This is a genomic window from Micromonospora sp. WMMD998 (genome assembly GCF_029581235.1).
In the GTDB taxonomy this organism is placed as follows: Bacteria; Actinomycetota; Actinomycetes; order Mycobacteriales; family Micromonosporaceae; genus Micromonospora.
Genome location: NZ_CP120740.1, coordinates 6,285,209 through 6,300,704, shown reverse-complemented (window position 1 = coordinate 6,300,704; position 15,496 = coordinate 6,285,209). Strand labels below are relative to the sequence as shown.

Here is a 15,496-nt window from a genome sequence, read left to right as displayed (position 1 = left end):
GCTCACGGGAACGGCGGCATCCGGCCGTATCCGATCACGCCGGCCGGCTTGCCGAGGGTGAACGCGATCATGTTGCTGGCACCGAAGTTGCGGGCGGTGGGGACGATGGCGGCAGTGACCTCGCCGGTCCAGGCGCCGCTGGTGGCCCGCAGTCGCCAGGTGCCGGGGATCAGCTGGCTGCTCGAGTCGTACAGATAGGTCTGCCAACTGCCGTCCGGCTTGACCTTCACCTTGAGCGTCGCGTCCCGGGTGAACGGCGGATCGGTGACCGTCACCCCGTCGACCACCACCTGGGTGACCAGCTTGCCGACTATGGAGACGGGCACGGTGAGCAGGGCGTTGGCGAGGTTGCCGCCGGGGGACCGGAACCCGAAGGTGAGCTTGCCGGAGGGATGGCTGTACTCGTGGGCGCACGTGAAGCACCCGTTGTAGCCGGCCCGGATGGCGGCGGCCTCACGGATGAAGAGTTCCCGCTGCTTCACCTTGTCGCCGTACGGGCAGCCGGCCCGGTGGAACTCTCGGCTCTTCCGGTTTCCGACGAGATAGGTCGGCTGGACGATCGGTGCGGCCACGGGCTTCGCCGTGACCGAGGCACCGACGACCATCCCCTGCTCGCTGATGGCGGCATACCCCTTGTTGTGGATGTCGACCGAGGTCTCCACCGTCGGGATCCGGCTGGCGAAGACGCCCAGGCCGCCGGACGCCCCGCCACCCAGGGCGCCGATCATCGCCGGGAAGGAGTTGCCGATTGCCCGCGTGATGGCTCCGCCGCTGATGACGTCGACCACGTCGGCATACCAGGGTAGGTCCACGTCGAGGTCCTGGATGAGGACCTGGTAGGTGATTCCGTCCGGTCGGGCGTAGAGTAGCGCCTTGGCGGTGAACTCGACGTCGTCGATCTCACCGCTGATGTCCAGGAAGTGGTCGCGCAGCCGGATCCGCAGAGCCTGGACGGTTCGCTCCTCCCCGTCGAACTCCATGGTGGTCGGCAGGTCGCCCAGCCCCGCCGCGGCCAGCCCGTCGGCCAGGATCTGGTCGACCAGTTCGACCGGCGCCGCCACGGCGAGATCCTGACTCGGCGACAGGAGCGACGTCATGGTCGCCGGCGGTGGCGCCGGAGTGGCTTCGACGGTGACGAAGGCGCTGAGGAAACCGCTGTCGCCCGGCCCAGGATAGATCCGGAACCCCAGCCGCTGCGGGCTCGGAGTCGCCGGAGGGGTGAAGAAGATCGACCGGCCGCTGCCCAGAATGCTCGTCGCGATCAGCGGCTTGACGACGTTCTCAAATTCCGGATAGGACGCCGGGGTGAAGGTGAGCTGACCGAGGCCGGTGTTGTTCAGCACGATACCGAGCGACGTGACGAAGGTGCCGTCACCGGCGGGCATGGTCAACGGTATGGCGGAGACGACCACCGAAGCCTCGCCGGGCCACTCCTGATCGTGATTGGTCAGTCGGACGATGTAGCCGAAGGTGAGTCGAATGGTGTTCTGCACTCCCGACACGCTGACGAATCTGAGTCGGGGCAGGCCGTAGAACACCTCGACGGTGTGGGTGGCGCTGCCTTGCGAGAACGGCGCGGACACGTGCGAGGGCAACACTCCCGCCTGGTAGTAACTCTGGAAGACCCGCTCCACCGCGCTTTGTTAGAAGTGTGCGACGACGTCGTATCCGCTTGTGAGATCGTTTCCCAACACTGCGCTCCCGATCCGCTAACCGTGCGCGGTCCACCGTTCGGCACGGCGGCCCTCCGCGCAAGCGCATTGGCGACACAAAAGCAACGGATCAATAGGCCCGGCGTAGAGTCGGAGCGACTCCGGCCGACGAAGAATGACGATCACCACCCCGGCGGGGAAAGGACCGATCATGGGATGCTGTTGTTACCCCTCGGGGGACGGGACGACCGGGCAGACGATTTGTTTCACGGTCTCCAGTTCGTCGGAGTGCAACTTCACCGGGCTGTACTCGGAAGGGCCGTGCGGCGGGTGCAACCCCGTCGGCGGGTTCGGCTCACGCCTCGCTGAGGCCACCCGCGACGACCCGCTGCTCGGGCACGCGGTCCAGCCGTCCTACGTGGTGCTGTTCGACTTCCGGGACGTGATCCTCCGCCGGTCGGCTCTGGGCCGTGCGGCACTCGCCCTGTTCGCCGCACACGAAGGCCGGATGTTCGACCTGCTGCGGCAGGACCGGTCGCTGGAGACGCGGTGGTTGACGCTGCTCGCCAAGGGTGCCATCTTCGCGCAGGACATCCTGCGGGCGTACGCGCTGCGCGGGCAGGTCTCGGCCGGCACCCTGCGGCTGGACCGGCCGGCCCTGGAGGAGATCCGCGACTTCCTGCGGGAGATCGACTCCCGGTCCGCGGCGGGCGGGTTCGGCGACCTCCTCGACCGGGCCGACGCCATCTTCGCGTCGCTGGCGAACCGGACCGCGGCAGAGATCCTGGCGTTGTTGGAGGTGGAGGAGGGCGAGGCCGCCCGCTCCTGATCAAGCCGTACGGAGCTAGTCCGCCCAGTCCAGGGTGCGCTGCACGGCCTTGTGCCACTGGCGCAACTCGTGCTGCCGGTGCGCCGGGTCCATGGCCGGCTCCCACTGGGCGTCGGACCGCCACTTGTCCCGCAGCGTGGCCAGGTCCGGCCAGAAGCCGACCGCCAGGCCGGCCGCGTAGGCGGCGCCGAGGCAGGTGGTCTCGGTGATCCGCGAGCGCACCACCGGCACGTCGAGCACGTCGGCGAGAAACTGCATCAGCAGCGCGTTGCCGGTCATCCCGCCGTCGACCCGCAGCCGGCGCAGCGCGACGTCGGAGTCGGCGTTCATCGCGTCGACCACCTCGCGGGTCTGGAAGGCGGACGCCTCCAGCGCCGCCCGGGCCAGGTGGCCCTTGGTGACGTAGCCGGTCAGGCCGGCGATGACGCCTCGGGCGTCGCTGCGCCAGTGCGGGGCGAACAGGCCGGAGAAGGCCGGCACGACATAGCAGCCGCCGTTGTCGTCGACCGTGCGGGCCAGCTCCTCGACCTGCGCGGCGGTGGAGATCAGACCGAGGTTGTCGCGGAGCCACTGCACGAGTGAGCCGGTGACCGCGATCGCGCCCTCGAGCGCGTACGCGGCCGGCTGGCCCTCGATCCGGTAGGCCACGGTGGTGAGCAGGCCGTGCCGTGACGGCACCGGGCTCGCGCCGGTGTTGAGCAGCAGGAAGCTGCCGGTGCCGTAGGTGCACTTGGCCTCGCCGGGCTGGAAGCAGGTCTGCCCGAACAGCGCGGCGTGCTGGTCGCCGAGCGCGCTCGCCACCGGCACCCCGGCGAGCACCCCCTCGGCGGTGCCGTAGACCTCGGCCGAGCAGCGGATCTCGGGCAGCATCGCGGCCGGGATCCGCAGCGCGTCCAGCAGCTCCGGCGCCCAGTCGAGGGTTTCCAGGTCCATCAGCAGGGTGCGGCTGGCGTTCGTCACGTCGGTGACGTGCCGCCCGGTCAGCTTCCAGATGATCCAGCTTTCCATGGTCCCGAACAGCACCTCGCCCCGCTCGGCCCGCTCGCGCAGCCCGTCGACGTGGTCGAGCAGCCAGCGCAGCTTCGGCCCGGCGAAATAGGTGGCCAGGGTCAGGCCGGTGCGGGCCCGCAGCCGGTCGGCGTCGTACGTCTCGGCCAACTCGCGCAGCAGCGGACCGGTGCGGGTGTCCTGCCAGACGATCGCGTTGGCGACCGGCCGGCCGGTCGCCCGGTCCCAGACGACCGTGGTTTCCCGCTGGTTGGTGATCCCCACCGCGGCGAGGTGCTCGGGACCGATGCCGGCGCCCGCCAGCGCCTCCCGCACCACGTGCTCGACGTTCGTCCAGATCTCCTCCGCGTCGTGCTCGACCCAGCCGGGCCGCGGGTAGATCTGCCGGTGTTCGCGCTGGGAGACGGCGACGATCTCGCCGGCCCGGTCGAAGACGATGCACCGTGAGGAGGTGGTGCCCTGGTCGATGGCGGCGACGAACTCTCCGGTCACGCAGGCACCGTACCCGCCGGGAGCGTCCCCCGCCTCCCACCGACCGGCCCGTACGATCACCAGACGTGCGTGACATTGCCGTGTTCAGCGGGACCGCCCACCCCGACCTCGCCGCCGAGATCTGTGCCCACCTCGCCGTGCCGCTGCATCCGGTGCGGGTGTCCCGGTTCGCCAACGACTGCCTTGAGGTGCAGTTGCAGGCGAACTGCCGGGAGCGGGACGTCTTCCTCATCCAGCCGCTGGTGCCGCCGGTGCAGGAGCACCTGGTCGAGCTGCTGCTCATGATCGACGCTGCCCGGGGCGCGTCGGCCGGCCGGATCACCGTGGTGCTGCCGCACTATGCGTACGCCCGGTCGGACAAGAAGGACGCGCCGCGCATCTCCATCGGCGGGCGGCTCGTCGCCGACCTGCTCACCTCGGCCGGAGCGCACCGGGTGCTGGCCATGACGCTGCACTCGCCGCAGGTGCACGGCTTCTTCAGCGTCCCGGTGGACCACCTGCACGCGCTGCGTGAGCTGGCCGCCCACTTCCGCGGGTACGACCTGGGCAACGCGGTGGTGGTCTCGCCGGACCTGGGCAACGCGAAGGAGGCGGCGGCGTTCGCCCGGATGCTCGGCACGCCGGTGGCGGCCGGCGCGAAGCAGCGGTTCAGCGACGACCGGGTGCAGATCAGCACGATCATCGGGGACGTGGCGGACCGGGACGTGATCGTGCTGGACGACGAGATCGCGAAGGGCAGCACGGTGGTCGAGCTGATCTCGCACCTGCGGGAGCGGCAGGTCCGCTCGATCCGGCTGGCCTGCACGCACGGGCTCTTCTCCAGCGGCGCGTTGGAGCGGTTGAGCGCGCAGGACGGCGTGTTGGAGATCGTCTGCACCAACACCGTGCCGATCCCGGCGGAGAAGCGGGTGCCGAAGCTTGAGGTGCTGTCGGTGGCGCCGGCCCTGGCCGAGGCGATGCGCCGGATCCACAACGGCGAGTCGGTGAGCGCGCTCTTCGGGTGACGCGGGGGCGGCCGGGCCGCCGCCCGACGGCCGGGTCAGCCGTCGAGTGGGCCGGCGGCGGCCTGGCGGGTGGTCAACGCCGCGGTGATCCGGACCACCGTGCCGGCGTCGCCGGTCTCGACCTCCATGGTGTCGCTCAGCTCGCGGGCCAACCAGAGGCCCCAGCCGCCGGCGGTCTCCGGTGCCGGTCGGTCGCGGTCGCGCAGCCGCCGTTCGCTGATCCCGGGACCGTGGTCGGCCACCTCGCAGACCAGCTCGTCGTTCCGGCGCCAGAGCCGGAGCCGGCCCTGCCCGCCGCCGTGCCGGACGGCGTTGGTGATCAGCTCGTTGATCGCCAGCACGAAGTCGTCGAGCCGCTGGCCGGCGAGACCCACGGCGTGCGCGCAGGAGGTGACCGAGTGCCGAAGCTCGGTCACCTGGGCCTGGTCGAAGGTCTCGGCGATCAGGAGGGAGGTGTCGATGGACACCACCGTACGCGGTGCGGGGAGTTCTCCGTTTGTCATGACCCGTCCCGACGATGCTTCCCGACGACTTCGCGGCTTTTCCACCGTACGTCAGGGTTTCCCGGACCGCTCCCGGAGGCCCCCCGGTGACCGGCTGTGGCAGGGTGACGGCCATGCCGTCGTCCTCCGGCCTGGAAGGCCCGCTCTGGCGGTCCCTCGCCGTGTTCCGGTTCGCCTCCCTGGCGTACGTCGGGGTGCTCGTGCTGCGCGACGGCGGCCAGTACGCGCACCCGGTGGCGGCCGGCGGTGTCCTGCTCGGCATGCTGGCCTGGAGCGGCGTGACGACGGCCGGCTACCGCCGCCCGGCCGGGCGGCGCCGGCCGCTGCTCCTGGCCGACCTGCTCGTGGTGCTGGCGATCATCCTGGCCACGCCGTGGGTGGTCGGCCGGCCGGCGCTCGCCGCCGGCGTGCCGGTCCTGACCTCGGCCTGGATCGGCGGGCCGGTGCTGGCGTGGGCGGTCGCCGGCGGGCGGCGGTGGGGCACGGTGGCCGCGCTCGTGCTCGGCGCCGCCGACCTGGCCACCAGGGATCCGATCAACCCGTCCGCGTTCACCGGCGCGATCCTCCTGCTGCTGGCCGGCGTGGTGGTCGGGCACGTGGCCCGGCTCGCCGTGGAGGCGGAGGCCCGGTTGCAGCGGGCGGTGGAGCTGGAGGCGGCCACCCGCGAGCGGGAACGGCTGGCCCGGGACATCCACGACTCGGTGCTCCAGGTGCTGTCGCTGGTCCGGCGGCGCGGCGCCGACCTGGACGGCGAGGCGGCCGAGCTGGCCCGGCTGGCCGGCGAGCAGGAGGCCGCGCTGCGGTCGTTGATCGGCCGGGCGGGCGCGGCGCCGGAGCGGGGCGGCGACAACCGGGACCTGCGCGACCTGCTCGACCGGTACGCCTCGGGCCAGGTCCAGGTGGCCGCGCCGGCCACCCCGGTGCCGTTGCCCGCGCGGGCCGCCGGAGAGCTGGCCGCGGCGGTCGGCGCGGCGCTTGACAACGTGACCCGGCACGCCGGTGGGCGGGCCTGGGTGCTGATCGAGGACGAGGAGGAGACGGTGACCGTCTCGGTACGCGACGAGGGGCCGGGCATTCCGGACGGGCGGCTGGCGGAGGCCGCGGCGCAGGGCCGGCTCGGAGTGGCCCAGTCGATCCGTGGTCGGGTGGCGGATCTGGGCGGAGACGTCCGGATCGTCTCCGCGCCCGGCGCCGGGACGGAGATCGAGCTGACCGTGCCGAGGAGCCGGCGACGGTGAGCATCCGGGTGATGGTGGTCGACGACCACCCGATGTGGCGGGAGGGGGTGGCCCGCGACCTGACCGAGGCCGGCCTCCGGGTGGTGGCGACGAGCGGCGAGGGGCGGCAGGCGGTCCGGGTGGCCGCGGCGGCCCGGCCCGACCTGGTCGTGCTCGACCTGCAACTGCCGGACGTCTCCGGGGTCGAGGTGGTCCGGGGGCTGCGCGCGGCGCTGCCCGACGTGCGGGTGCTCATGCTCTCGGCGAGCGGTGAGCCGCAGAGCGTGCTGGACGCGGTGAAGGCCGGCGCGACCGGCTACCTGGTCAAGTCGGCCGCCCCGGCCGAGTTCCTCGACGCGGTGCGCCGCACCGCGGCCGGCGAGCCGGTGTTCACCCCCGGCCTGGCCGGTCTGGTGCTCGGCGAGTACCGCCGGCTGGCCGCCGCGCCGCCGGCCCCGCACGACGACGCACCCCGGCTCACCGAACGGGAGACCGAGGTGCTGCGCCTGGTCGCCAAGGGGCTGTCCTACAAGCAGATCGCCGAGCGGCTCGGGCTGTCGCACCGGACCGTGCAGAACCATGTGCAGAACACACTGGGCAAGCTCCAGTTGCACAACCGGGTCGAGTTGACCCGGTACGCCATCGAGCGGGGTCTGGACGAATGAGTCACTGCGTCGGCGGGGGCTGGGTCTCGTGCACCGCCAGCTCCTCGGCGGTCGCCCCGCCACCGGCGGCGCCGGCGTCGTAGGCGACGTTGTCGGTCTCCAGGTCGGTGTGCGCGCCCTCGTCCGGCTCGACCAGCCGGCCCACCTCGTGGTCGGCGGCCGTGCCGAGCTGACCGTGGTCATAGATCGAGACCGGGGAGTTCGGGTCGGAGACCGGGCCCGGGTCGATCACGTCCGCGTCGAGCTGGGCCTGCGCGGCGGCCTCCTCGCTGTCCGCCTCGGCGGCGATCGCCGGGTCGACCGGGCCGGCGAGCGGGTCGTCGGCCGGACGTTCGTACCGCTCGCGGTCGAGCTTGTCGTCGAGCGACTCGCCGTCGAGTTGCTCCTCGGCCGTGGTGCCGAACCGGTCCACGGCGACGGGGGTGCGGTCGCCCGGGATCTGGGCCGGCGCCGGGCCGTCCGCCTCGCGCCCGGTCAGCACGTCGTCGTTGGCGGTGGAGTCATCGTCGGCGGTGTCGGGCAGGCCCTCCGCCTCGGGGTCGGACACGGGGGTGGGGAACTCGTCGTCGCGCATGGGGGTGAACTACCCACTGCGTTGACCGCATTAACCGCGAGCGGGCGGGTGGATCGGGAGGAACAGGGCGAAATCCCGCCTCAGTTGCGGAACGCGGCCTCGTCCTCGGCGTACAGCACGCACCACACCACCTTGCCGTCGGGCAGCGGGGTGCTGCCCCAGCGCCGGGCCACCGTGTCGATGAGCAGCAGCCCTCGACCGCCGACGGAGTCGACCGGGGCCGGCCCGGCGTACGCGGGACGCCCGCCGGCATGGTCCCGGACGGCCATGTGCAGGGCGTCGCCGCGCGGCGCCAGCCGGAGCGTCATCGGGGTCGCCGCGTGCGCGACCACGTTGTTGACCATCTCGGTGACCGCGATGCAGGCCGGCTCGGCCAGCTCCGGCAGGCCCCACCGGAGGCACCCGGCGGTGACGAGCGACCGGGCCTCGCGGGCGGACTCCGCCACCGGGGACAGGTCGGCGTCGCCCAGGTCGGCGGGTGCCGGCTGGTCGGTCGGGTCGGCCGGCTCGGCCGGGTCGAGCAGCAGTTCGGCGGCCGGCCAGTCGGCGACCGCGCGGCGGACCTCGTCGAGCACGTCGTCACGGACGGACGGGTCGGGGATCCGCAGCCCGGACAGGTCGACCCGCACCGGGCCCGGCCGCTCCCAGAGCCGGGCGAGCAGGGCGCCGCGTGCGGCTTCGGCCCCGGCCCGGTCGAGCACCCCGGTCAGCCGGACCGTCGCGGATTCGTCGGTCTCCACCAGGCAACGCGCGTCCGTCGGCATGATCGCCCCATTGTGCACGTCGGCACCCACGCCCGCATCGGTACGGTGGGCGGGACTCACGGACGACCGGACCGGGAACGTCGGCTGACCGCCGCGACGGTGCCGGCAGCGGCCAGCCCGAGGGCCGCCGTCAACCGCAGCAGCTGGCCACGCCGGCCGGACCAGCCGTCGGTACGCATCCCCTCCCCGGCCGGGGTGAAGACGTTGCCGGTGGCGTCCAGGCGTACGCCGGGGCCGAACTGGGTGCGCGCGGTGTACCAGCCGAGCACCCGCTCGGCCAGCGCCGGGGCCAGCCGCCACTGGAGTCCCATCAGCCGGGCCGCGCCGCCCGCGTACGCCTCCCGTCGCGGCCGGCGCAACAGGCGGACCATCGTCTCGGCCACCATCTCCGGCGGATAGACCGGTGGGGGCGGGGTTAGCTCCCGCCCGGTGTGGTTGGCCGCGTGCCGGAAGAACGGCGTGTCGATGCTGGCCGGCAGCACGGTGCAGAGCGAGATGTTCCCCCGGCCGGTCACCCGCAGCTCCTGCCGGACCGTGTCGGACAGCCCGCGGATGGCGTGCTTGGTGGCGTTGTACGCCGACTGGTACGGCATGGCCACCTCGGCCAGCACGGAGGCGTTGTTGATCAGCACTCCGCCGCCGGCCGCCACGAGCCAGGGCAACGCGGCCCGGGAACCGTGCACGGTGCCGAGCAGGTTCACCTCGACCACCCGGCGGAACTCGGCCACCGGGATCTCGTCGAACAGCCCGACGGCGCCCACCGCCGCGTTGTTGATCCAGGCGTCGAGATGCCCGTACTCGGCCGCCGCCCGCGCCGCCAGTAACTCGACCGCGTCCGGATCGGTCATGTCGGTGGGCACCACGAGGGCCTGCCCGCCGAGTTCCCGGCAGTGCGCGGCGACGCGGTCGAGGGCCGCCTCGGTCCGGGCGGCCAGCACCACGGCCGCCCCGTGCCCGGCCAGGGCGTACGCGGTGGCCGCGCCGATGCCGCTGGAGGCGCCGGTGATGACGACTGTGGCGTCGGCGAGGTCTCGGGTGAGCGCCATTCCTCCGCGGTACCCCGGGGCCGGCCGGTCATGCCGGCGACCCGGACGCTGATCGGGTTCGGTCGCAATCGGTGTCCCGCCCACGGGACGCTCGCCCCGATGCTGATCTGCCAGGTTTGGGGCCATCGGCCCCGGGTTAATGGGACGCTCTACCGGGAGACCCAGCTACCGAACAACGCATGGAGGTGCACCATGCGCGTCGGCCTTGTATGCGCGCACGCCGGCTCGTCCACAGACGGTCCCATGGTCGGGACTCAGGAGCACATTGCGCGCGTGGCGGCTGAACTCGCCGCCCGGGGCCATGAGGTCCGTGTGTACGAACGCCGCGACGCGGCCGTCCAGCCGGCCCTGGCCGAACTCGACGGCTACCGCCTGGAACGGGTTCCGGTCGGGCCGCCCGATCCGCTGCCCACCGGCGAACTGGTGCCGTACGTGGCCGAGTTCGGCAGGTGGCTGACCGATGCGTGGTCCGGCGACTGGACGCCCGAGGTGGTGCACGGCCACTACTGGGTCGGCGGGCTGGCCGCCGCCCAGGCGGTCCGCGCCACGAACATCCCGGTGGTGCAGACCTTCCACTCGCTCGGCGTCGAGCAGCTCCGCCACCTCGGCCGCGGCTACACCGGGCCGGGCCAGCGGATCCCGCTCGAACGGGCGCTGACCCGGGCGGTCGACGTCGCGGTCGCCCAGTGCAACGACGAGGTCGACGAGCTGACCCGGATGGGCCTGCAACGCACCTCGGTGGCGATGGTGCCGACCGGCGTGGACACCGGGCAGTTCCACCCCGACGGCGAAGCGGCCCCACGGGACCAGCGACCCCGGATCCTCTCCGTGGGCGGGCTCGCGCCCGGCCACGGCCAGGACGACCTGATCCGGGCGATGCGGCTGGTCGGGGACGCGGAACTGGTGATCGCCGGCGGTCCGCCGGCCGAGCGGCTGGCCCGGCACGCGGAGGCGCGCCGGCTGCGCGAGCTGGCCGAGCGCGCCGGAGTGGCGGAGCGGATCCAGCTCGTCGGCGCGGTCCCGCACGACCAGATGGCCACCTGGTACCGCTCCGCGGACGTGGTGGCCTGCACCCCGCACTACTCGTCCGCCGGCCGGGTGTCGCTGGAGGCGATGGCCTGCGGCGTGCCGGTGGTCGGCTACGCCATGGGCGGCATCGCCGACGCCGTCGTCGACGAGGTGACCGGCAAGCTGGTGCCGCCGGGCGACGTGCGGACCCTCGGCGTCACCCTGCGCCGGATGCTCACCGACAACGCCGGCCGGTTCGCGTACGGGCACGCGGCGGTGGACCGGGTGCGGTGCAGCTACAGCTGGGAGCGGACGGCCGCGGCGCTGGAGCGGCTCTACGAGCGGGTGATCGGGCGTCGCCGGCCGGCCACGGTGGAGCCGACGACCGCTCCGGTCGGCGTCGAGGTCGAGGCGGCCGTCCCGGAACGCGGGCCGCTCGAAGCGGCCTGAGCCGGCAGCACCCCGGCACCGACCAACGCCGGCTCCCGGCTCCGGACGGTCGCGTGGTGGTGCTGCGGCTCGGCGTACCGGGTCAGGCCCACCACGGCCGCGAGGGTGACCAGGAAGCCGAGCCCGGCCAGCCACTCCCGACCGGGCCAGATCTTGTCGTCGAGCAGCAGCAACCCGACGATCGCCGCGGGCACCGCGCCGGCCGCGTCCATCGCGGCCACCGCGGCCGTGGTCGACCCGCGTTGCATCGCCAGGCCGAGCAGCAACTGGCCCACCACCGAGTGGACGATCAGCAGGTAGAGCAGCGGGTCGCGGACGAACACCTCCGCCGAGTCGGCGGAGGCGAGCGGGCGCGCGGCCACCGCGGCGGCGGAGAACGCCATCCCGGCCAGCGAGCCGAGCACCACCGACCCGAGCGCGCCGTGCAGCCGGGCGGCGAAGAAGCCCGACCCGGCGATCACGCCGAGCGCCGCCACCAGGCCGACCAGCCCGGCGGCGCCGAGCTGCCGGGACGGCGCCGGCTCGGCCGACAGCACCAACGCGGTGATCCCGCCGAACAGCAGCACCAGCAGCACCAGCTCGGCGGCCGGCAGACGCCACTTGAGCACCACCACGCCGAGCACGGCGGTCACCCCCAGCCCGGCCGCCACACTGGCCTGGACCAGGAACAGCGGCAGGTCCCGGCGGGCCAGGAAGGCGAACACGAACCCGACGACCTGGCAGCCCAGGCCGATCAGGTACGTCCGGTGACCGGCCAGCCGCAGCAGCAGCCCCGGGTCGAACGTGTGGTGCAGGGTGGTCCGCGCGGCGGCGACCGACTGGAGGAGGTTGGCGAAGCCGTACGCGACGATCATCGCCGCGAGGAAGCACCAGCCGGAGGAGACCACCCCGCGAGGATAAGGCTCGGTCCGGGTCAGCGCTCGGCCGGCCGGCCCAGCCGGCCCAGGATGTCGTCGTGCAACCCGCCGTTGCTGGCGACCGCGCTGATGTCGGCGGAGTCGACGCCGGCCGGCGCGGGTCGCCCGGCCAGGTCGGTGAACCGGCCACCGGCCTCGGCGACGATCGGCACCAGCGCGGCGATGTCCCACAGCGACAGCTCCGGCTCCACCATCACGTCGAGTGCCCCCTCGGCCAACAGCATGTAGCCGTAGAAGTCGCCGTACGCCCGGGTGCGCCAACTGTCGCGCATGAGCTGGAGCATCGCGTCCAACCGGCCGGCCTGTTCCCAACCGGTCAGCGAGGAGTAGCAGACGCTCGCGTCGGCGAGCGCCGTGACGCCGGAGACCCGGATCGGCGCGCCGTCCGCCGGCCCGGTGCCGGCGAACGCGCCCGCGCCGAGCGCGCCCCACCAGCGCCGGCCCAGCGCCGGCGCGGAGACCAGGCCGAGCACCGGCCGGTCCCGTTCCAGCAGCGCGATCAGCGTGGCCCAGACGGGTACGCCCCGGACGAAGTTCTTCGTCCCGTCGATCGGGTCGACCACCCAGCGCCGCCCGTCCGGACCGGCGGCGGGGTGCTCCCCGTACTCCTCGCCGAGCAGTCCGTCGGTCGGGCGGTGGGTGGCCAGCAGGGCGCGGATCTCCCGCTCCACGGCGGTGTCCGCATCGGAGACCGGGGTCAGGTCCGGCTTCGACTCGACCCGCAGGTCGAGGGCGCGGAACCGGGCCGTGGACACGGCGTCGGCGGCGTCGGCGAGCACATGGGCGAGGGCGAGGTCGTCGGCGTACCCGGTCATGGTCCACACGCTAGCGCCGCCCGCGCGGCGGGTCCCGGCGGGTGGCCGCCGGTCCGCCGGTCAGGAACCGGCGAGCGGGTCGCCCGGATTGCGCTCGGGCTCGCGCGCGTCGCCCTCGCCGCTGCGGGAGGCGAGCAACCGCCGGTACGAGGCGAGCCGGCGCGGGTCGGCCCTGCCGGCGGCCACCCAGGCGTCGAGCGCGCAGTCCGCCTCGTCGGCGGTGTGCGGGCAGTTGGCCGGGCAGTCCACGGTCGCCTCGACCAGATCGGGGAAGCCGTGCAGCAGGCTTTCCGCGGAGACGTGCGCCAGCCCGAAGCTGCGCACGCCCGGGGTGTCGACGATCCAACCCGGATCGCCGCCGGCGCCGCGGTCGGGCGGCAGGCGCAGCGCCACCGCGCTCGTCGAGGTGTGCCGGCCCCGGCCGATCGCGCTGACCGTGCCGACCGCCCGCTCCGCCTCCGGCACGAGCCGGTTGACGAGCGTCGACTTGCCCACGCCGGAGTGGCCGACCAGGACCGAGACCCGGCCGGCGAGCAGCGTGCGCAGCTCGGCCAGGTCGGCACCCGGGCGGATCAGCACGTACGGCAGCTCCAGCTCGGTGTAGTAGCCGAGCACCGCGTCGGGGCCGCCCAGGTCGGCCTTGGTGAGGCAGAGCAGCGGCTCGATGTCGGCGTCGTACGCGGCCACCAGGCAGCGGTCGATGAACCCGGTGCGCGGCGGCGGGTCGGCGAGCGCGCTGACGATCACCAGTTGGTCGGCGTTGGCCACCACCACCCGCTCCAACCGCCCTTCGGCGGTGGTGTCGTCGTCGTCGGCGGTGCGCCGCAGCACGGAGGTGCGCTCGGCGATGCGCACGATGCGGGCCAGCGCGCCGGACGCGCCGGAGACGTCACCGACCAGTCCCACCCGGTCGCCCACCACCACCGACTTGCGGCCCAGCTCGCGGGCGCGCATGGCGGTGACGACCGGGTCGTCCGGGCCGGCCTCGGGGCGGACGCAGGTGTACCGCCCCCGGTCGACCGCGATCACGAACCCGTCGACCGCGTCGGCGTGCCGGGGCCGGGTGCGGGTGCGGGGGCGCGACGACCTGCCGGGACGGACCCGGACGTCGTCCTCGTCGTACTCCCGCCGCCTGGTCGCCAGGACGTCCCCCCGCTGTCAGCTCTTGTCGGTCACCATTCCTGACCATAGTGCCGGGAACTCCGGCATGGTCTTCGAGGTGCACGTCACGTCGTCGACCTCGATGCCGGGAACGGCCAGCCCGGCCACCGCCGCGGCGTGCGCCATCCGGTGGTCGGCGTACGTCCGGAAGGTGCCGCCGCGCAGCGGGCGGGGCCGGATCTCCAGGCCGTCGCGGGTTTCGGTGATGTCGGCGCCCAGCGCGGTGAACTCCTTGGCCAACGCGGTGACCCGGTCGGTCTCGTGGCCCCGGATGTGACCGATGCCGGTCAGCCGGGACGGGGTGTCGGCCAGCAGGGTGAGCGCGGTCAGCACCGGGGTCAGCTCGCCGACGTCGGAGAGGTCGGCGTCCACCCCGCGCACCGCGCCGGTGCCCCGCACCCGCAGCCCGTCGGTGCCCAGCGTCACCTCGCCGCCCATCCGGTGCAGCAGCTCGCGCAGCCGCTCGACCGGTTGGAGGCTGCGGTGCGGCCAGCCCTGGAGGGTGACCTCACCGCCGGTGACGAGCGCGGCGGCGAAGAACGGCGCGGCACCGGAAAGGTCGGGCTCGATGTCCCAGCCGCGCCCGGTGAGCGGGCCCGGCTCGACCACCCAGACGTCGGGCGTGGCGTCGTCGACGGCGGCCCCGGCGGCGCGCAGCATCCGCACGGTCATCCGCACGTGCGGCGCGGACGGCACCGGCGGCCCCTCGTGCCGGACCACCACGCCCCGGTCGAAGCGGGGTGCGGCCAGCAGCAGCCCGGACACCAGTTGACTGGACGCGGAGGCGTCGATCACGACCTCGCCACCGGTCACCCGGCCGTCGCCGAGGACGACGAGCGGCAGGCTGCCGGCCGGCGGGGCGTCGACCCGGACGCCGAGGGTGCGCAACGCGCCGATCAGCGGGCCGAGCGGGCGGGTGCGGGCGTGCGGGTCGCCGTCGAACGTGACCCGCCCCGCGGCCAGCCCGGCCACCGGGGGCAGGAAGCGCATCACGGTGCCGGCCAGGCCGACGTCGACGTGCGCCGGGCCGACAAGCGGGTGTGGGCGGACCAGCCACCGGTCGTCGTCGGCGACCGACATGTGCGACCCCAGCTCGCGGAGGCCACCGGCCATCAGCTCGGTGTCCCGGGCGCGCAGCGGCCGGTCGAGCGTCGACGGCCCGCCGGCCAGCGCGGCGAGCACCAGGGCCCGGGCGGTCATCGACTTGGAGCCGGGCAGGCGCAGCGTCGCGGCGACCGGGTCGCTCGCGGTCGGTGCGGTCCAGGGCTGCGGCGGGCGCGTAGCGGTCAGATTCCCCACGCTCGTATTCTGCCAACCCGGCGGGCCCGTCGGGCCGCCCGCCGGGCCTGCTCCCGGTGGGCGGGACAGCCGAAACGGCCCGCTGGGGCTAG

General features: G+C 73.8%; 15 protein-coding genes. 5 read left to right on the top strand and 10 right to left on the bottom strand.

The features are described 5' to 3' along the window. Positions 1-2: 2 nt before the first annotated feature. Positions 3-1,634 (bottom strand): hypothetical protein, encoded by a 1,632-nt coding sequence (locus O7619_RS28660; RefSeq protein WP_282284574.1) that lies wholly within the window; start codon positions 1,632-1,634, stop codon positions 3-5. Positions 1,635-1,863: 229 nt separating this feature from the next. Here O7619_RS28660 and O7619_RS28655 point away from each other — a divergent pair, with 229 nt between their 5' ends. Beyond that, positions 1,864-2,481, top strand: coding sequence for a hypothetical protein (locus O7619_RS28655; protein WP_282284573.1), 618 nt, complete (start codon positions 1,864-1,866; stop codon positions 2,479-2,481). Between the two features lie 15 nt (positions 2,482-2,496). Here O7619_RS28655 and glpK read toward each other — a convergent pair whose 3' ends face one another. Further along, positions 2,497-3,981 carry a glycerol kinase GlpK gene (gene glpK, locus O7619_RS28650; protein ID WP_282284572.1) on the bottom strand — a complete coding sequence of 495 codons (1,485 nt, stop codon included), beginning with the start codon at positions 3,979-3,981 and terminating at the stop codon, positions 2,497-2,499. Positions 3,982-4,046: 65 nt separating this feature from the next. On the opposite strand from glpK, the gene O7619_RS28645 reads away from it, so the two are divergent. Then, positions 4,047-4,985: a ribose-phosphate pyrophosphokinase gene (locus O7619_RS28645; RefSeq protein WP_282284571.1), complete on the top strand. Its 939-nt coding sequence runs from the start codon at positions 4,047-4,049 to the stop codon at positions 4,983-4,985. Between the two features lie 35 nt (positions 4,986-5,020). On the opposite strand, the gene O7619_RS28640 is transcribed toward O7619_RS28645, so the two are convergent. Further along, positions 5,021-5,488 carry an ATP-binding protein gene (locus O7619_RS28640; protein WP_282284570.1) on the bottom strand — a complete coding sequence of 156 codons (468 nt, stop codon included), beginning with the start codon at positions 5,486-5,488 and terminating at the stop codon, positions 5,021-5,023. Positions 5,489-5,601: 113 nt separating this feature from the next. On the opposite strand from O7619_RS28640, the gene O7619_RS28635 reads away from it, so the two are divergent. Both O7619_RS28635 and O7619_RS28630 read left to right on the top strand, forming a co-directional pair. Beyond that, on the top strand, positions 5,602-6,726 hold the full coding sequence (locus tag O7619_RS28635) for a DUF5931 domain-containing protein (protein ID WP_282284569.1): 1,125 nt from the start codon (positions 5,602-5,604) through the stop codon (positions 6,724-6,726). Positions 6,727-6,737: 11 nt separating this feature from the next. Further along, positions 6,738-7,370 carry a response regulator transcription factor gene (locus O7619_RS28630; protein WP_282288983.1) on the top strand — a complete coding sequence of 211 codons (633 nt, stop codon included), beginning with the start codon at positions 6,738-6,740 and terminating at the stop codon, positions 7,368-7,370. Between the two features lies 1 nt (position 7,371). Here O7619_RS28630 and O7619_RS28625 read toward each other — a convergent pair whose 3' ends face one another. The 3 genes from O7619_RS28625 to O7619_RS28615 form a co-directional block, all read right to left on the bottom strand. Next, a complete protein-coding gene (locus O7619_RS28625; RefSeq protein ID WP_282284568.1) occupies positions 7,372-7,944 on the bottom strand; it encodes a DUF5709 domain-containing protein in 573 nt (190 codons plus the stop codon). An 80-nt stretch (positions 7,945-8,024) separates the two neighbouring features. After that, positions 8,025-8,708, bottom strand: a complete 684-nt coding sequence (locus O7619_RS28620) for an ATP-binding protein (protein WP_282284567.1) — start codon at positions 8,706-8,708, stop codon at positions 8,025-8,027. Positions 8,709-8,764: 56 nt separating this feature from the next. After that, positions 8,765-9,754, bottom strand: a complete 990-nt coding sequence (locus O7619_RS28615) for an SDR family oxidoreductase (RefSeq protein ID WP_282284566.1) — start codon at positions 9,752-9,754, stop codon at positions 8,765-8,767. 192 nt (positions 9,755-9,946) lie between these two features. Between O7619_RS28615 and O7619_RS28610 the strand changes: the two genes are divergently transcribed. Beyond that, a complete protein-coding gene (locus tag O7619_RS28610; protein ID WP_282284565.1) occupies positions 9,947-11,212 on the top strand; it encodes a glycosyltransferase in 1,266 nt (421 codons plus the stop codon). Here the strand turns inward: O7619_RS28610 and O7619_RS28605 are convergent. From O7619_RS28605 to aroA, 4 genes are all read right to left on the bottom strand, one after another. Next, the gene (locus O7619_RS28605) at positions 11,098-12,066 is read right to left on the bottom strand and encodes a hypothetical protein (protein WP_282288982.1); all 969 of its coding nucleotides are present in this window, start codon (positions 12,064-12,066) and stop codon (positions 11,098-11,100) included. The genes O7619_RS28610 and O7619_RS28605 overlap by 115 nt on opposite strands. A gap of 59 nt (positions 12,067-12,125) precedes the next feature. Beyond that, positions 12,126-12,944 (bottom strand): histidinol-phosphatase, encoded by an 819-nt coding sequence (gene hisN / locus O7619_RS28600; protein WP_282284564.1) that lies wholly within the window; start codon positions 12,942-12,944, stop codon positions 12,126-12,128. A 60-nt stretch (positions 12,945-13,004) separates the two neighbouring features. Continuing rightward, positions 13,005-13,898, bottom strand: a complete 894-nt coding sequence (gene rsgA, locus O7619_RS28595; protein WP_282288981.1) for a ribosome small subunit-dependent GTPase A — start codon at positions 13,896-13,898, stop codon at positions 13,005-13,007. Between the two features lie 204 nt (positions 13,899-14,102). Beyond that, on the bottom strand, positions 14,103-15,404 hold the full coding sequence (aroA, locus tag O7619_RS28590; RefSeq protein ID WP_282284563.1) for a 3-phosphoshikimate 1-carboxyvinyltransferase: 1,302 nt from the start codon (positions 15,402-15,404) through the stop codon (positions 14,103-14,105). Positions 15,405-15,496 lie beyond the last annotated feature (92 nt).

What these genes read in the sequence shown, in the direction of transcription:
- O7619_RS28630 (WP_282288983.1), top strand. Translation starts at nt 6,738, where the DNA reads ATGGTGGTCGACGACCACCCGATGTGGCGGGAGGGGGTGGCCCGCGAC.
- hisN (WP_282284564.1), bottom strand. Translation starts at nt 12,944, where the DNA reads ATGACCGGGTACGCCGACGACCTCGCCCTCGCCCATGTGCTCGCCGAC.
- O7619_RS28635 (WP_282284569.1), top strand. Translation starts at nt 5,602, where the DNA reads ATGCCGTCGTCCTCCGGCCTGGAAGGCCCGCTCTGGCGGTCCCTCGCC.
- O7619_RS28620 (WP_282284567.1), bottom strand. Translation starts at nt 8,708, where the DNA reads ATGCCGACGGACGCGCGTTGCCTGGTGGAGACCGACGAATCCGCGACG.
- rsgA (WP_282288981.1), bottom strand. Translation starts at nt 13,898, where the DNA reads ATGCGCGCCCGCGAGCTGGGCCGCAAGTCGGTGGTGGTGGGCGACCGG.
- O7619_RS28610 (WP_282284565.1), top strand. Translation starts at nt 9,947, where the DNA reads ATGCGCGTCGGCCTTGTATGCGCGCACGCCGGCTCGTCCACAGACGGT.
- O7619_RS28640 (WP_282284570.1), bottom strand. Translation starts at nt 5,488, where the DNA reads ATGACAAACGGAGAACTCCCCGCACCGCGTACGGTGGTGTCCATCGAC.
- O7619_RS28615 (WP_282284566.1), bottom strand. Translation starts at nt 9,754, where the DNA reads ATGGCGCTCACCCGAGACCTCGCCGACGCCACAGTCGTCATCACCGGC.
- O7619_RS28655 (WP_282284573.1), top strand. Translation starts at nt 1,864, where the DNA reads ATGGGATGCTGTTGTTACCCCTCGGGGGACGGGACGACCGGGCAGACG.
- O7619_RS28605 (WP_282288982.1), bottom strand. Translation starts at nt 12,066, where the DNA reads ATGATCGTCGCGTACGGCTTCGCCAACCTCCTCCAGTCGGTCGCCGCC.
- O7619_RS28625 (WP_282284568.1), bottom strand. Translation starts at nt 7,944, where the DNA reads ATGCGCGACGACGAGTTCCCCACCCCCGTGTCCGACCCCGAGGCGGAG.